This window comes from Klebsiella sp. 64, from assembly GCF_018223915.1.
In the GTDB taxonomy this organism is placed as follows: domain Bacteria; phylum Pseudomonadota; class Gammaproteobacteria; order Enterobacterales; family Enterobacteriaceae; genus Klebsiella; species Klebsiella pneumoniae.
Genome location: NZ_JAGRQZ010000036.1, coordinates 131,696 through 147,088, shown reverse-complemented (window position 1 = coordinate 147,088; position 15,393 = coordinate 131,696). Strand labels below are relative to the sequence as shown.

The following is a 15,393-nucleotide window of genomic DNA, read 5'->3' as shown; positions in this document are numbered from 1 at the left end:
TTATTCGATGTTTTGGAGGCGACCCATATTCAACGCCGGATCGCCCTTTAAGCAGTTATACTGAAATATTAGCGTTCAGGAATCAAAATTTGGTGAATACTTCACAGGAGACATTGACCCTTTCTTTCTGAGGTCATCAGGGATCTTCTTACCAAGATAGAGCTGTGTAATTTCAGGAGATGCCGCGCGACCTCGAAAACCAAAGCGTGAACTTTGAGTAGCTTCAAACTCATCATCTTCATCCCATTGGCGCATTTCAGGAAAGTTGTCACGGGTAGATTTTAACCACTCATCAGCAACATATACCCCTCTGACAATTCCTTTTACTGTAGCCAGGATAACTTCAGCTTTGCTTGCACGTTCGAGGCTTACACGCCAACTGAAGCGTACTGCGTCATAGAGATCAACATCCTTTGAACTTCTGTTAACAGATATCATCAGCGCTTTGTGCTTAAACTCCACTGTCTCAGGCTGGTACGTTGCAATTAATTCTTTAATATGTGCAGCGCCATACTCGTTACTGCCAGCACCGTTCATGATATTGGTCAAACCTGGGTAGGCATCGATTAGAGCAGCCTCCACCTCATAAGCAGTCTTTTCATCGGCAATACCATGCCGATGGATTACATGGATGACCTCCAGACCAGCTAATCTAATCTCACGAAGTTGCTTGAGTTTATTACTGAGCAGTTCATCATCATCAGCGGCTGCCACTTCGCCGCGCATGTGAGCAAAAACGCGATTGCCTTTTCCCTTACCCACGTAAAAAGTGCTTCCATCTCGTGGATCAATCAGTCGATATACATACCAACCGAGATGTTCGATAACTCCCGGAGGGAACTCATTAATATCCATATCACAACACCTATCACTTGATTACTGGTGTATACGTTATACTTTCAGCTGTAGATTGACAATTTGTAAGCAATACAAAAATTCACACTGCCTACTGCTGTCACGCTCAGATAACATTATCCTCATCAAGTCGATATTTATCCCCCTTCCTCCCGAGCGCGAGTCTGCAGAGGACGGGATATTGATGGTACAAATATGTTTAGTGACTATATTGCAGAGAAAACAGGCTTTCGTGTTCAATTTGATATTGAGCAGTTGAAGCCAGACCTCAATGTCGATGCCACTGATAGATTTCAACAACAAAACCTGGAAGACGTGTTGGTAGATTAAATGGCTGCGTGATAGCTATCCTCTCAGAGGAGCCACCTATCCTGTTGATATAAAACAAAATAAACACCACCATAGGTTATATACTTACAAGCAATGTTCTACAAATACCTATGGTGCCGTGCTGGACTCCAGGTGAAGCAGGTAAGTTATAGCGGCGTCACGATCCGTCGAACACATATCTGGCGAAGGTTGAAGATTGCCGCACACTTTTGGTCGCAGTTCCGAACCGAAAATGTTACATAGGTTGTCATTAGATAATTGAACACACCTGACATTAGCCGGCTTGCCCTGCGGCATGCCGGGGATCGGTGATGATATAGAGGGGGCGATGCAACATGCGCCACAATCAGTACGACATTCCACAACCCGACTCCCAAACGCTCATTTTGCGCCACAGCCTAAACGTTTTGCCAGAAGATAGCAAAACTCGCGAAATCCGCTTGCCTGAACGCCCGGGCGCGAGTAGTTTTACGCGATATTTTTGACTCGTTAAGTGACAGGATTACTGCAATGCCAAGAGCGAATGAAATTAAAAAAGGTATGGTGCTGAATTACAACGGCAAGCTGCTGATTGTGAAAAATATTGATATTCAGTCACCCAGCGCCCGCGGTGCTGCGACACTGTATAAAATGCGCTTCTCCGATGTGCGCACCGGCCTGAAAGTAGAAGAGCGCTTCAAAGGCGACGATATCGTCGATACCGTCACCCTGACCCGCCGTTTCGTCGACTTCTCCTACGTCGATGGCAACGAATACGTGTTCATGGATAAAGAAGACTATACCCCTTACACCTTTACCAAAGAGCAGATTGAAGAAGAGCTGCAGTTTATTCCGGAAGGTGGGATGCCGGACATGCAGGTGCTGACCTGGGACGGCCAGCTGCTGGCGCTGGAGCTGCCGCAGACCGTTGACCTGGAAATTATCGAAACCGCGCCGGGTATTAAAGGTGCGTCCGCCAGCTCCCGCACCAAGCCAGCCACCATGAGCACCGGCCTGGTGATTCAGGTGCCGGAATACCTGACCACCGGTGAGAAAATCCGCATTCATATCGAAGAGTGCCGCTATATGGGCCGCGCGGATTAATCATCGGTAACGCCCCGACAGTAAAAAAGGACAGCGCTGGCTGTCCTTTTTATTATCCCCATTGCCGCGATTACAGCAGTTCAGGGTATTTGGTCATTTTCAGCGCCAGCTCGACGCCGCGCACTTCCGCCATCCCCTTGAGACGGCCAATCGCCGAATAGCCTGGGTTGGTTTTCTTGCGCAGATCGTCGAGCATCTGATGACCATGATCCGGCCGAAATGGGATCGGGCGCAGATCGCCGGCCTGTTTACGCCGCTGCTCTTCGCGCAGGATAGCATCCACCACCGCCACCATATTGACGTCGCCGCTAAAGTGCGCCGCCTCGTGGAAGGTTTTTGGGTTTGCTTCACGGCAGGTAGAGCGCAGATGGGTAAAATGGATGCGATCGCCAAAGGTCTCCACCATCTTCACCAGATCGTTATCGGCGCGAACGCCATACGATCCGGTACACATGGTGAAGCCATTATTAATGCTGTCCACCGTCTCCTTCAGCCACTGCATATCTTCGATGGTCGACACGATACGCGGCAGGCCAAGGATCGGCCGCGGCGGATCGTCCGGATGCACAGCCAGGCGGATCCCTACCTCTTCGCACACCGGCACGATGGCGCGCAGGAAATAGGCCATATTTTCACGCAGCTGCGCTTTATCAATGTGGTCGTACTCAGCCAGACGCGCGCGGAACTGGTCAAGGGTGTAGCCCTCTTCCGCTCCCGGCAGGCCGGCGATGATATTGCGGGTCAGTTTATCGATATCTGCTTCGCTCATCGCCTTGAAATAGACCTCAGCCTGACGCTGCTCTTCTTCACTGTAATCCGCTTCCGCACCCGGGCGTTTAAGGATATGCAGCTCAAAGGCGGCGAAAGCGATCTGATCGAAACGCAGCGCCCGGGAGCCGTCCGGCAGCTCATATTCCAGATCGGTGCGCGTCCAGTCGAGGATCGGCATAAAGTTGTAGCACACGGTATCGATGCCGCAGGCCGCGAGGTTGCGGATGCTCTGCTGATAGTTGGCAATCCAGGTCGCATACTGCCCGCTGTGGGTTTTAATATCCTCGTGGACGGGAATGCTTTCGACGACCGACCAGGTCAACCCTTTTGCCGCTAACAGCGCCTGACGCGCTTTAATCTCGTCGACCGGCCATACCTGACCGTTTGCAATATGGTGCAGCGCAGTGACGACGCCGGTCGCCCCCGCCTGCCGTACATCATCAAGCGATACCGGATCGTTCGGCCCATACCACCGCCAGGTTTGCTCCATCGCTATGCCCTCACAAAAGTTGTTATACCAATAATGGCGACACTCATGACGACTACCATACATGTTTCTCACCTGGCTGCAAACAGTGCTGGCCTATTGATTGATCCAGCTCACAGTCAGCGGATAATTTCGGCTTACCAATTTAACTTCCTGTCATATAACTTTAGACTGGCATTGTTAATAAGCAGTTAAACAGGTGTGGGAAGAATGACAACAATTGCAACCGCTACGCTACCGAAGAACGTGCAATACCCTCAATACGATCGCAGCCAGCTCCGCTCGCGTATTGTCCATTTCGGCTTTGGCGCGTTTCACCGTGCGCACCAGGCGCTGCTCACCGATCGCGTGCTGAATAACGTCGGCGGCGACTGGGGGATCTGTGAAATCAGTCTGTTCAGCGGCGACACGCTGATGAGCCAGCTTCGCGAACAGGACCATCTGTTTACCGTGCTGGAAAAAGGCGCCGACGGCAACCAGCCCATTGTGATCGGCGCGGTGCACGAATGTCTGAACGCCAGGCTCGATTCGCTGGCGGCGATTATCGAAAAATTTTGCGAGCCGCAGGTAGCGATTGTCTCGCTGACCATTACGGAAAAAGGCTACTGCATCGATCCGGCGACCGGGAAACTGGATCCGACGCATCCGCGCATTATTCACGATCTGGAGAATCCGACGCTGCCGCAGTCGGCTCCCGGTATTTTAGTTGAAGCGCTGGCCCGCCGCCGGGAACGAGGCCTTCCGCCCTTTACCGTGCTCTCCTGCGATAATATCCCCGACAACGGTCACGTGGTAAAAAATGCCGTCCTCGGCATGGCGGAAAAACGCAGCCCGGCGCTGGCGGACTGGATCGCCGACAACGTCAGCTTCCCGGGCACCATGGTGGATCGTATTGTTCCTGCGGCCACACCGGAGTCGCTGGCGGAAATCGCCGCCGTGCTGGGGGTCGACGATCCCTGCGCCATCAGTTGCGAACCCTTCATTCAGTGGGTGGTCGAAGATCACTTTGTCGCCGGGCGACCCGCCTGGGAGACGGCGGGCGTGCAGATGACCGATGACGTGTTGCCCTGGGAGCAAATGAAGCTGCGGATGCTCAACGGCAGCCACTCTTTCCTCGCCTGGCTTGGCTATCTGGCAGGGCATGCGCACATTAGCGACTGCATGCGGGATGACGTCTTCCGCCGCGCCGCCCGCCAGCTGATGCTTGACGAACAGGCTCCGACGCTGACCATTACCGGCGTTGATCTGCTGGCCTATGCCGACAGTCTCATCGCCCGCTTCAGCAATCCGGCGCTCAAACACCGCACCTGGCAAATCGCCATGGACGGTAGCCAGAAGCTGCCCCAGCGCATGCTCGATGGCATCCGCGTACATCTGGCGCGCGACAGCCGTTGGCCGCTGCTGGCTCTCGGCGTGGCCGGCTGGATGCGCTACGTCAGCGGCACGGACGACGCCGGTCAGACGATCGACGTGCGCGATCCGCTGGTCGACAAGATCCGGCAGCGGGTGGCCCAGAGCGATGAGCAGCAGCGCGTCGACGCCCTGCTGGGGCTGGAGGAAATATTTGGCCGCGACCTGCCGCACAACGCCCAGTTTGTCGCCGGGATCCGCGCCGCCTGGCAACAGCTGGCGACGCACGGCGCCCGCGAGGCCGTCGCCCGCGCGCTGAATTCTTAACAATATTTGCGCTTATGCGGACAGAATTCTCTTCTGTCCGCCTCAGGACTTCTCTTTTCCCCCTTTTTTCGTCAGGATAGGCGTAACTGTTACAACATTACATTTATCCTGGAGAAAAGAGTGACCAGAACCAATTTGATCACCGGCTTTCTCGGCAGCGGTAAGACGACCTCGATTCTTCATCTGCTGGCGCAGAAGCCTGCGGATGAAAAATGGGCCGTACTGGTTAACGAGTTTGGCGAAGTCGGGATAGACGGCGCGCTGCTGGCCGACAGCGGCGCCCTGCTCAAAGAGATCCCCGGCGGCTGCATGTGCTGCGTCAATGGCCTGCCGATGCAGGTTGGGCTGAACACCCTGCTGCGCCAGGGCAAACCCGATCGCCTGCTGATCGAACCCACCGGTTTGGGCCACCCAAAGCAGATCCTCGATATCCTCACCGCGGCGGTGTATGAGCCCTGGATCGATCTGCGCGCCACGCTGTGCATCCTCGATCCCCGCCAGCTGCTGGATGAAAGAGCCGTCAGCAACGACAACTTCCGCGATCAGCTGGCCGCGGCGGACATCATTGTGGCTAATAAAAGTGATCGGGAAACCGCCGAAAGCGCCCGGGCGCTGGCCGACTGGTGGCAGCGCTGGGGCGGCGAGCGTCGCAAGGTGTCGGCAATCCAGGGCAATATCGATCTGACCCTGCTCGATGAGCCACGACGGAACACCGCCCCGCTGCCGGCGAGCGCGGAGCACGCCCACCGCCATCCCCCCTCTTCCGGCCTCGCCGCGCTCAGCCTGGCGGAACACCAGCGCTGGCGCCGCCATCTCAACAATGGCCAGGGCTATCAGGGCTGCGGCTGGATCTTCGACGCGGAGACGGTTTTTGACACCATCGGCCTGCTCGAATGGGCCAGGCTGGCGCCAGTGGGGCGCGTTAAAGGCGTGATGCGCATTGCCGAGGGGGCGGTGCGAATCAACCGTCAGGGGGAGGATCTCCATATCGAGACCCTCAGCGTCGCTCCGCCCGATAGTCGGATCGAGCTTATTTCCGCGAATGAAGCCGACTGGAACGCACTCCAGACCTCGTTGTTGAGGCTTCGTTTAAGTTAAGGCGGCTAAGGTTGCCGCCGACTGTCACAAAATCGCAATGGCTATGATGAAAAACCGAATTCCTTTAATCCTGCTGCTTAACATCGCGGGTGTAGCGCTATTTTGCTCCTGGTATCTGCCAGCCAACCATGGCGCGTGGTTGCCGGTCGACTCCGCGATCTTCCATTTCTTTAACCATGGCGTCAGCGTCAGCCATGCTTATGCCTGGCTGCTGGCGATCATCAACAATCGCGCCTTCGACGCCTGTTCGCTGCTGGCGATGGGCTGCCTGATGCTGAGCTATTGGCTAAAGGCGCCGACTGCAGGCCGTCGTCAGATCGCCATCATGGGCCTGGTGATGCTGCTGGCGGCGGTGATCATCAACCAGCTCGCACAACACCTGATGCCGGTACAGCGCGCCAGCCCGTCTCTGTTTTTTAGCGATATTACCCGCGTCAGCGACGTCGTTAACTTCCCCACTAAGGATGCGTCGAAGGACAGCTTCCCTGGCGATCATGGGATGATGCTGCTGATCTTCGCCAGCTTTATGTGGCGCTATTTTGGCCGTCGCGCGCTGGGCGTCGCGCTGATTATCTTTGTGGTCTTTGCTTTCCCGCGGGTAATGATTGGCGCCCACTGGTTTAGCGATATTGCCGTCGGCTCCCTGACCGCCGTGCTGATCGGCGCGCCCTGGGTATTGATGACCCCGCTGAGCGATAAATTGATCGCCTTTTTCGATCGCTACTTACCCAGCAGAATATCGGCCAAATAATGTCTCCGGCAGCCGCAAGAGTCATTAACTATAAGGGGACCTTTTGGGTCCCTTTTTACATTTTCCCTTTTTTTCAACATGACGTTCATCTTCTTGTCACATTAATCCCGTGACAAATGAAGGAATTGTCTGTTTTTTGCCCGATATTGCCGTAATTTTGGCCTTTCCCGATGATTCACTTTTTGTCACCAAAATACTTATAAGAAATCGCGCAAAACCGCTCGCCATGCGGCGTTTGATAGGGTAATCTCGTTCTCGTTTTGCCTTTTCCGCAGCATTAATTCAGGGCATGAATAAAATTGTGCGTGACTGCACAAATTTAAGCTTAAGGAATTGTCTCATTGCGGATGGGTATTTAGGCTCTAACACGTTTGGCATTTTTTATAACGACATTGTCGTTAAGGACAACAAGGGAAAATAAACAGCATGGTCAAATCTCAGCCGATTTTGAGATATATCTTGCGGGTAGCCCCCGCGATTGCAGTAGCGGTTCTGCTTTCCGCGTGTAGTTCAACAAGTACCGCCAGGAATATGCATTCTGAGACGCATGCTGTGGGTAGTGGCGATTTATCATCACTGCAAGCCTCTCAGGATGAATTTGAAACGATGGTCCGTAACCTGGACGTAAAGTCCCGTTTAATGGATCAGTATGCCAGCTGGAAAGGCGTGCGTTACCGCCTCGGCGGCAGCACCCGCAAGGGTATCGACTGCTCAGCGTTTGTGCAGCGCACCTTCCGCGAACAATTTGGTCTGGAACTGCCGCGTTCAACCTCTGAACAGCAGGAAACCGGAAAATCGATTTCCCGTGCCCAACTGCGTACAGGCGATCTGGTTCTGTTTCGCGCCGGCTCTACCGGCCGCCATGTCGGGATCTACCTCGGCAACAACCAGTTTGTTCACGCCTCCACCAGCAGCGGGGTGACTATCTCCAGCATGGATGAGCCATACTGGAAAAAGCGCTACAATGAAGCGCGTCGAGTCCTGAGCCGCTCGTAAACTGTCCTCCACCGCCGCCGGTTATCCCTTGGCTGGCTGCGGGATAAAAAACACTGCCCCAGGCAGTGTTTTTTTTTGCCACCTGGTTCTCAACGTCGCAAAATAAGCTATGTCTTTTAAGTGGGAATGAGAAAAACGACGACCGACACTCCGTTGATGCGCTTCAATAATACGGAAAGAATCTGGCTATGCTTACTCGCTACTTTTCGCCCCAGCGTAAAACCTGGTTAACCAGCCTGAGCGTGGGGATCATCGTCGCGCTGTTGGCCGGGAGCATTCAGTTTATGGTGATCTACCATAACCGGGCCGAGCGTTTCGACGCCATTATCAACAATGTTAATACCTATCTGAAAAGCTATTTTCACGACCTGCGCCAGACCATTGACGGCCTGCAGCCGCTGGTGGACCAGCCCTGCGAGAATATTGACTCCGGGCTTACCTCCCACGCCGCGTTCAGCCCCAACGTCCGCGCTTTCCTGCTGGTCAAAAACGGCATCGCCTTTTGCTCATCGGCTACGGGAGCCATGAATACGCCCCTCAGCCAGCTGATCCCGGCCATCGATATCAGCAAACCCGTTGCTATGGCGATTTTACCAGGCACGCCGATGATGCCGAAGAGCGCGGCGCTGGCGCTGTGGGTAGGTAAACCCGGCGATCAAAACAGCGGCATTTTCGTGTCGATTAACGCTAATCTCACACCGTATATCCTCTATTCCGCACGGCAAAACGATTTCAGCGGCATTGCGCTGGCCATCGATCACACCGCTATCTCCACCTTCAGTAATCGGCTGGTGGATCCGCAAACGCTGCATAACGTGCCGATCCGCCAGGCACAGATCGAGGGCTTACCGCTGAAGGTCTACCTGTATGCCAACAGCTGGCTGGCGGAAAATACGCAGTTTGCTCTGCTGCTCGGGGTCGTCTGCGGCCTGCTGGCGGGGCTGCTCTGCTATTACGTGCTGACGATCAAATCGGATCCGCGAAAATCTATTCTGTTGGGGATCAAAAATAACCAGTTCTACATCGTTTATCAGCCGGTGGTTAATGCACAGACTCTACGTATCAGCGGCGTGGAGGTCCTAATGCGCTGGCGCCATCCGGTGGTTGGTGAAATTCCGCCCGACGTTTTTATTAACCTGGCCGAAACCCAGCAGATGATCGTGCCGCTAACCCATCACCTGCTCGCGCTGATCGCCAGCGACGCTGCGGTGTTGAAGCGTATTCTGCCGCGCGGCGTGAAGCTGGGGTCGAATATTTCCCCTGCCCATCTGCAGGCCGACAGCTTCCGTGACGATATGCTGCGCTTCGCCGCCGCGCTGCCCGCCGACCACTTTCACGTGGTGCTGGAGGTAACCGAGCGGGCGATGATTGATAAAGAAAAATCGATGGCTAACTTCGCCTGGCTCCACCGCCAGGGATTCGAAATCGCGATTGATGATTTCGGCACCGGGCATAGCGCGCTGATCTATCTCGAACGGTATAACTTCGATTATCTGAAGATCGATCGCGGTTTTGTGCAGGCGATTGGTACTGAAACAGTAACCTCGCCGGTGCTGGATGCGGTACTGACCCTCAGCCGCCGGCTGAAATTAATGACCGTCGCCGAAGGGGTGGAGACCCAGGAACAGGCGGAGTGGCTTCGCGGCCAGGGCGTTCATTTCCTGCAGGGGTACTGGATCAGCCGACCGCTGTCGCTGGCCGGGCTGGTGGCTGCGCACGATGAACCCGCGAACTATTTCACAACGCGCTAAGTCTCACTTATGATGCGGGAACGGATGTCGGCCATGGGGGCCGGCCATGACAGGGTATTCTGCCGCCTATGTATGCGCGCCTCTTTCTGATTCTGCTGGCTCTGTTTAGCCTGGACGCTAAGGCGCAAACCATTCAGGAAAGCGTAGCCTTCGCGATTATCGGCGAACCGAAATACGCCGCCGGTTTCAGTCATTTTGATTACGTCAATCCCAGGGCGCCGAAAGGCGGCACCCTCACCCTGGCGGCGATCGGCACCTTTGATAACTTCAACCGTTATGCGCTGCGCGGCAACCCCGCGGTACGCACGGAGGCGCTCTACGATACCCTGTTCACCACCTCGGATGATGAGCCCGGCAGCTACTACCCGCTAATTGCCGAGCGGGCGCGCTATGCCGAGGACTATTCCTGGATGGAGATCGCGCTCAACCCCCGCGCCCGCTTCCATGACGGCACGCCGATCACCGCCCGCGATGTGGCGTTTACCTTCAACAAGTTTATGACCGAAGGGGTGCCGCAGTTTCGCCTGTTTTATAAAGGCACCACCGTGAAGGCCATCGCGCCGTTGACCGTGCGTATTGACCTCGGCCAGCCCGGCAAAGAGAACATGCTGAGTCTGCTGAGCCTGCCGGTGATGCCCGAGGCGTTCTGGCGCCAGCACAAACTCAGCGACCCGCTGTCGAAGCCGCCGCTGGCCAGCGGGCCATACCGCATCAGCGCCTGGCGAATGGGGCAATATATTACCTATTCCCGGGTCGCCGACTACTGGGCGGCCGACCTGCCGGTCAACCGCGGTCGCTGGAATTTCGATACACTGCGCTATGACTATTATCTCGACGACAATGTCGCTTTCGAAGCCTTTAAAGCGGGAGCCGTCGATCGCCGGGAAGAGACCGTCGCCAAAAACTGGGCTACCCGCTACGTCGGTCGCAACTTCAGCCGCGGCTACATCATTAAAGATGAGCATACCAATACCTCGGCGCAGGATACCCAGTGGCTGGCGTTCAATATTCAGCGCCCGATTTTTGCCGATCGCCGGGTGCGGCAGGCCATTACCCTGGCGTTCGATTTCGAATGGATGAACAAGGCGCTGTTTTACAGCGCCTATCAGCGCGCCAACAGCTATTTCCAGAACACCGAATATGCCGCCCGCAGCCTGCCCGACGCAGCCGAGCTGGCCCTGCTGACGCCGATGAAAAACGAACTGCCCTCGGAGCTCTTCAGCCAGGTTTACCAGCCGCCGGTCTCCCGCGGCGATGGCTTCGATCGCGCCAACTTACTCAAAGCCGACGCCCTGCTCAATGCGGCGGGCTGGACGGTGAAGAACCAGCGCCGGGTCAACGCCGCCACCGGCAAGCCGCTGCGCTTTGAGCTACTGCTGCCGGCCGGGGGCAATGACCGCTGGGTGCTGCCGTTTCAGCACAACCTACAGCGTCTGGGGATCGTCATGGATATTCGTCAGGTTGATAATTCGCAGTACAGCAACCGCCGCCGCAGCCGGGATTACGACATGATGCCAAGCCTGTGGCGCGCCATGCCCTGGCCGGGGACCGACCTGCAAATCTCCTGGGCGTCCGACTATATTCACTCCAGCTACAACGCGCCGGGGGTGCAAAGCCCGGTAGTGGATAAGCTGATTGCGCAGATCCTGCAGTGGCAGGGCAATAAGCAGAAACTGATCCCTCTCGGTCGGGCGCTGGATCGTGTGCTGACCTGGAATAACTACATGTTGCCGATGTGGTATATGGCGCAGGACCGCACCGCGTGGTGGAATAAGTTCTCTTTCCCCGCGACCCGCCCCATCTATTCGTCCGGCCTCGATACCTGGTGGTACGACGTGAACAAAGCGGCCACCCTCCCCGCGGACAGACGCTAAGGACATCCCATGGGCAGCTACCTGATCCGCCGTTTGCTGTTAGTCATCCCCACCCTGTGGGCCATCATCACCATTAACTTTTTTATTGTCCAGATCGCGCCTGGCGGCCCGGTCGATCAGGCCATCGCCGCCATCGAGTTTAATCAGCGCGGCGGGATGCCGGGGGCTGGCGACGGCGGAATGGGCGCCAGCCATGCCCGCACCGGCGCAGGCAATATCAGCGAGGGTCACTATCGCGGCGGGCGCGGCCTCGACCCGGAAGTCATCGCCGAGATCACCCACCGCTACGGCTTCGATAAACCTCTCCACGAGCGCTATCTGAAGATGCTGGGCGATTATCTGCGCTTTGATTTCGGCGACAGCCTGTTTCGCAGCGCCTCCGTGCTGCAGCTGATTAAAGACAGCCTGCCGGTCTCGGTGAGCCTCGGGCTGTGGAGCACGCTGATTATCTATCTGGTCTCCATTCCGCTGGGCATCCGCAAAGCGGTCAGCAACGGCAGCCGCTTTGATATCTGGAGCAGTACGCTGATTATCATTGGCTATGCGATCCCTGCCTTTCTGTTCGCCATCCTGCTGATCGTGATTTTTGCCGGCGGCAGCTATTTCGACCTCTTCCCGCTGCGCGGTCTGGTCTCGCCAAATTTCGACACCCTCCCCTGGTATCAGAAGATCCTCGACTACCTGTGGCACATCACCCTGCCGGTGCTGGCGACGGTAATTGGCGGCTTTGCCGCGCTGACTATGCTGACCAAAAACAGCTTCCTCGACGAGATCCGCAAACAGTATGTGGTCACCGCCCGCGCCAAAGGCGTTGGTGAGAAACAGATCCTCTGGGGACACGTGTTCCGTAACGCCATGCTACTGGTGATTGCCGGCTTCCCGGCCACCTTTATCAGTATGTTCTTTACCGGCTCGTTGCTGATCGAAGTGATGTTCTCGCTAAACGGCCTGGGTCTGCTGGGCTATGAAGCGACGGTCTCCCGCGACTATCCGGTGATGTTCGGCACGCTCTATATTTTCACTCTGATTGGCCTGCTGCTGAATATCGTCAGCGATATCAGCTATACGCTGGTCGACCCGCGCATTGATTTTGAGGGCCGCTAATGTCTTTCTTCAGTCCCGTTAATCAGGCCCGCTGGGCGCGCTTTCGCCACAACCGTCGCGGCTACTGGTCGCTGTGGCTGTTTTTAATTCTCTTTCTTTGCAGCCTGGGCGCCGAGCTGCTGGCCAACGATCGCCCGCTGCTGGTGCAGTACCGGGGCCAGCTGTACGTCCCGGTGTTAAAAAACTACACCGAGCAAACCTTCGGCGGCGCGTTCGCCACCGCCGCCGACTATCAGGATCCCTGGCTGCAGCAGCAGCTGGCGACTCACGGCTGGGCGCTATGGCCGCCAGTGCGCTTCGGCGCGACGACAATTAATTTTGCCAGCACGGTTCCCTTTCCATCGCCGCCCTCGGCCAGCAACTGGCTCGGCACCGACGCCAACGGCGGCGATGTGCTGGCGCGGATCCTCTATGGGACACGCATCTCGGTGCTCTTCGGTCTGCTGCTGACGCTGTTCTCCAGCGTGCTGGGGGTGCTGGCCGGGGCGATACAGGGTTACTACGGCGGTAAAATCGACCTGTGGGGACAGCGCTTTATCGAAGTCTGGTCCGGCATGCCAACGCTGTTCCTGATCATCCTGCTCTCCAGCGTCGTGCAGCCGGGCTTCTGGTGGCTGCTGGCAATCACCGTTCTCTTTGGCTGGATGACGCTGGTGGGCGTGGTGCGCGCGGAATTTCTCCGCACCCGCAACTACGACTATGTTCGGGCGGCGCAGGCGTTAGGGGTTAGCGACCGGCAGATCATCCTGCGGCATATGTTGCCCAACGCGATGGTGGCGACCCTCACCTTTCTGCCCTTTATCCTGTGCAGCTCCATTACCACCCTGACGTCGCTGGATTTTCTCGGCTTCGGCCTGCCGCTCGGCTCCCCCTCCCTCGGCGAGCTGCTGCTGCAGGGCAAAAACAACCTGCAGGCGCCCTGGCTGGGCATTGCCGCATTTCTCTCCGTCGCCGTGCTGCTGACGCTACTGATTTTTATCGGTGAAGCGGTTCGCGACGCCTTTGATCCCAGTAAGGCGGTGTAATATGACCCACCCGCTATTAGCTATCGACAATCTCTCTATTGCCTTTCGCCAGCAGGGTGAGACGCAGACCGTGGTGCACAATCTGTCGCTCGAGGTGGCGGTCGGCGAAACGCTGGCCCTGGTGGGCGAATCCGGCTCCGGTAAGAGCATCTCCGCCCTGTCGGTGCTGCGGCTGCTCCCTACCCCGCCGGCCAGCTACCCCAGCGGTGACATCCGTTTTCATGGCCAGTCGCTGCTGCATGCGGATGAGGCGACCCTGCGCGGCGTGCGCGGCAACCGGATCGCGATGATCTTTCAGGAGCCGATGGTATCGCTCAATCCTCTGCACACCCTGGAAAAACAGCTCTACGAGGTGCTGTCGTTACACCGGGGAATGCGCAAACAGGCGGCGCGCGGGGAGATACTCGACTGCCTGGAGCGCGTCGGGATCCGTCAGGCGCCGCGGCGGCTGGCGGACTATCCGCATCAGCTCTCCGGCGGCGAGCGCCAGCGGGTGATGATCGCCATGGCGCTGCTGACGCGCCCGGAGCTGCTGATCGCCGACGAGCCGACTACCGCCCTGGACGTATCGGTGCAGGCGCAAATTCTGCAACTGCTGCGCGAGCTGAAGCAGGAGCTGAACATGGGGCTGCTGTTTATCACTCATAACCTGAGCATCGTCCGCCAGCTGGCTGACCGGGTGGCGGTAATGCAGAACGGCCGCTGCGTGGAACACAATGACTGTCGGGCGCTGTTCAGCGCGCCAGCGCATCCCTACACCCAACGCCTGCTGGATAGCGAGCCGGACGGGGAGCCGGTGCCGCTGGCCGCCGATGCCCCGGTGCTGCTGCAGGCGGACGATTTAAAGGTGGCGTTTCCCGTTCGCAAAGGGATCCTGCGTCGGGTGGTCGATCATCATCGGGTGGTCAACAGCCTCAGCTTTCAGCTGCGCGCCGGCGAGACGCTGGGCCTGGTGGGGGAATCGGGTTCCGGTAAAAGCACCACCGGCCTGGCCCTGCTGCGCCTGATCCCGTCCGGGGGCAAGATAACCTTCGCCGGCCAGCCGATTCAGGGGCGTAACCGCCGACAGCTGCTACCGCTGCGCCGACAGATGCAGGTGGTTTTTCAGGATCCGAACTCGTCGCTCAATCCGCGCCTCACGGCGCAGCAGATCATTGAGGAAGGCTTGCGCGTCCACCAGCCGACGCTGACGGCGGCCGAACGCGAACAGGCGGTGATCCTTGCCATGCAGGAGGTCGGCCTCGACCCGGCCAGCCGCCAGCGCTATCCGGCGGCGTTCTCCGGTGGCCAGCGACAGCGTATCGCCATCGCCAGAGCGTTGATCGTCAAACCGCAGCTGATCGTCCTCGATGAACCGACCTCATCGCTGGACAAAACCGTTCAGGCGCAGATTCTGAACCTGCTGAAAGCCTTACAGCGAAAGCATCAGCTGGCCTATATTTTTATCAGCCATGATTTAGGCGTGGTGCGGGCGCTGTGTCACCAGGTGATGGTGCTGCGTCAGGGAGAGGTGGTCGAACAGGGCGAGTGCAAGTCCGTCTTCAGCGCACCCCGGCATGAGTATACCCGCCAGCTGCTGACGCTAAGCTGA

14 protein-coding genes are annotated in these 15,393 nt (G+C 57.1%); 11 read left to right on the top strand and 3 right to left on the bottom strand.

Going from position 1 to position 15,393, the window contains the following annotated elements; genetic code table 11:
• Positions 1 to 75 precede the first annotated feature (75 nt).
• The gene (locus KHQ23_RS22920; RefSeq protein WP_014343350.1) at positions 76 to 762 is read right to left on the bottom strand and encodes a hypothetical protein; all 687 of its coding nucleotides are present in this window, start codon (positions 760 to 762) and stop codon (positions 76 to 78) included.
• Between the two features lie 288 nt (positions 763 to 1,050).
• Here KHQ23_RS22920 and KHQ23_RS26505 point away from each other — a divergent pair, with 288 nt between their 5' ends.
• Entirely contained in the window at positions 1,051 to 1,185 is a 135-nt protein-coding gene (locus KHQ23_RS26505; RefSeq protein WP_002912949.1) for a hypothetical protein, read from the top strand.
• A 108-nt stretch (positions 1,186 to 1,293) separates the two neighbouring features.
• Here KHQ23_RS26505 and KHQ23_RS22915 read toward each other — a convergent pair whose 3' ends face one another.
• The gene (locus KHQ23_RS22915; protein WP_004151121.1) at positions 1,294 to 1,548 is read right to left on the bottom strand and encodes a YkgJ family cysteine cluster protein; all 255 of its coding nucleotides are present in this window, start codon (positions 1,546 to 1,548) and stop codon (positions 1,294 to 1,296) included.
• Positions 1,549 to 1,695: 147 nt separating this feature from the next.
• Between KHQ23_RS22915 and yeiP the strand changes: the two genes are divergently transcribed.
• Positions 1,696 to 2,268, top strand: a complete 573-nt coding sequence (yeiP, locus tag KHQ23_RS22910) for an elongation factor P-like protein YeiP (protein WP_002912951.1) — start codon at positions 1,696 to 1,698, stop codon at positions 2,266 to 2,268.
• 70 nt (positions 2,269 to 2,338) lie between these two features.
• Here yeiP and uxuA read toward each other — a convergent pair whose 3' ends face one another.
• Positions 2,339 to 3,529, bottom strand: a complete 1,191-nt coding sequence (gene uxuA / locus KHQ23_RS22905) for a mannonate dehydratase (protein WP_211776935.1) — start codon at positions 3,527 to 3,529, stop codon at positions 2,339 to 2,341.
• A 207-nt stretch (positions 3,530 to 3,736) separates the two neighbouring features.
• Here uxuA and KHQ23_RS22900 point away from each other — a divergent pair, with 207 nt between their 5' ends.
• From KHQ23_RS22900 to yejF, 9 genes are all read left to right on the top strand, one after another.
• Positions 3,737 to 5,203, top strand: coding sequence for a mannitol dehydrogenase family protein (locus KHQ23_RS22900; protein ID WP_004200498.1), 1,467 nt, complete (start codon positions 3,737 to 3,739; stop codon positions 5,201 to 5,203).
• Between the two features lie 120 nt (positions 5,204 to 5,323).
• Positions 5,324 to 6,301, top strand: a complete 978-nt coding sequence (locus KHQ23_RS22895; RefSeq protein ID WP_004151119.1) for a GTP-binding protein — start codon at positions 5,324 to 5,326, stop codon at positions 6,299 to 6,301.
• Between the two features lie 37 nt (positions 6,302 to 6,338).
• Positions 6,339 to 7,052: a phosphatase PAP2 family protein gene (locus KHQ23_RS22890; RefSeq protein WP_002912965.1), complete on the top strand. Its 714-nt coding sequence runs from the start codon at positions 6,339 to 6,341 to the stop codon at positions 7,050 to 7,052.
• 426 nt (positions 7,053 to 7,478) lie between these two features.
• Complete coding sequence (gene mepS, locus KHQ23_RS22885; RefSeq protein WP_002912967.1) at positions 7,479 to 8,048, top strand: bifunctional murein DD-endopeptidase/murein LD-carboxypeptidase; 570 nt, start codon at positions 7,479 to 7,481, stop codon at positions 8,046 to 8,048.
• A gap of 188 nt (positions 8,049 to 8,236) precedes the next feature.
• A complete protein-coding gene (locus tag KHQ23_RS22880) occupies positions 8,237 to 9,799 on the top strand; it encodes a cyclic di-GMP phosphodiesterase (RefSeq protein ID WP_032434869.1) in 1,563 nt (520 codons plus the stop codon).
• 68 nt (positions 9,800 to 9,867) lie between these two features.
• Positions 9,868 to 11,673, top strand: coding sequence for an extracellular solute-binding protein (locus KHQ23_RS22875; protein WP_016946897.1), 1,806 nt, complete (start codon positions 9,868 to 9,870; stop codon positions 11,671 to 11,673).
• A 9-nt stretch (positions 11,674 to 11,682) separates the two neighbouring features.
• Entirely contained in the window at positions 11,683 to 12,777 is a 1,095-nt protein-coding gene (locus KHQ23_RS22870) for a microcin C ABC transporter permease YejB (protein ID WP_004200501.1), read from the top strand.
• The gene (locus KHQ23_RS22865) at positions 12,777 to 13,802 is read left to right on the top strand and encodes a microcin C ABC transporter permease (RefSeq protein WP_002912972.1); all 1,026 of its coding nucleotides are present in this window, start codon (positions 12,777 to 12,779) and stop codon (positions 13,800 to 13,802) included. Before KHQ23_RS22870 ends, KHQ23_RS22865 begins: the two co-directional genes overlap by 1 nt.
• A gap of 1 nt (position 13,803) precedes the next feature.
• On the top strand, positions 13,804 to 15,393 hold the full coding sequence (gene yejF / locus KHQ23_RS22860) for a microcin C ABC transporter ATP-binding protein YejF (protein WP_009486449.1): 1,590 nt from the start codon (positions 13,804 to 13,806) through the stop codon (positions 15,391 to 15,393).

Excerpts from the sequence above, each read along its gene's own strand:
- KHQ23_RS26505 (WP_002912949.1), top strand. The coding sequence starts at position 1,051 with ATGTTTAGTGACTATATTGCAGAGAAAACAGGCTTTCGTGTTCAATTT.
- yeiP (WP_002912951.1), top strand. The coding sequence starts at position 1,696 with ATGCCAAGAGCGAATGAAATTAAAAAAGGTATGGTGCTGAATTACAAC.
- uxuA (WP_211776935.1), bottom strand. The coding sequence starts at position 3,529 with ATGGAGCAAACCTGGCGGTGGTATGGGCCGAACGATCCGGTATCGCTT.
- KHQ23_RS22900 (WP_004200498.1), top strand. The coding sequence starts at position 3,737 with ATGACAACAATTGCAACCGCTACGCTACCGAAGAACGTGCAATACCCT.
- KHQ23_RS22890 (WP_002912965.1), top strand. The coding sequence starts at position 6,339 with ATGGCTATGATGAAAAACCGAATTCCTTTAATCCTGCTGCTTAACATC.
- mepS (WP_002912967.1), top strand. The coding sequence starts at position 7,479 with ATGGTCAAATCTCAGCCGATTTTGAGATATATCTTGCGGGTAGCCCCC.
- KHQ23_RS22880 (WP_032434869.1), top strand. The coding sequence starts at position 8,237 with ATGCTTACTCGCTACTTTTCGCCCCAGCGTAAAACCTGGTTAACCAGC.
- KHQ23_RS22875 (WP_016946897.1), top strand. The coding sequence starts at position 9,868 with ATGTATGCGCGCCTCTTTCTGATTCTGCTGGCTCTGTTTAGCCTGGAC.
- KHQ23_RS22870 (WP_004200501.1), top strand. The coding sequence starts at position 11,683 with ATGGGCAGCTACCTGATCCGCCGTTTGCTGTTAGTCATCCCCACCCTG.
- KHQ23_RS22865 (WP_002912972.1), top strand. The coding sequence starts at position 12,777 with ATGTCTTTCTTCAGTCCCGTTAATCAGGCCCGCTGGGCGCGCTTTCGC.
- yejF (WP_009486449.1), top strand. The coding sequence starts at position 13,804 with ATGACCCACCCGCTATTAGCTATCGACAATCTCTCTATTGCCTTTCGC.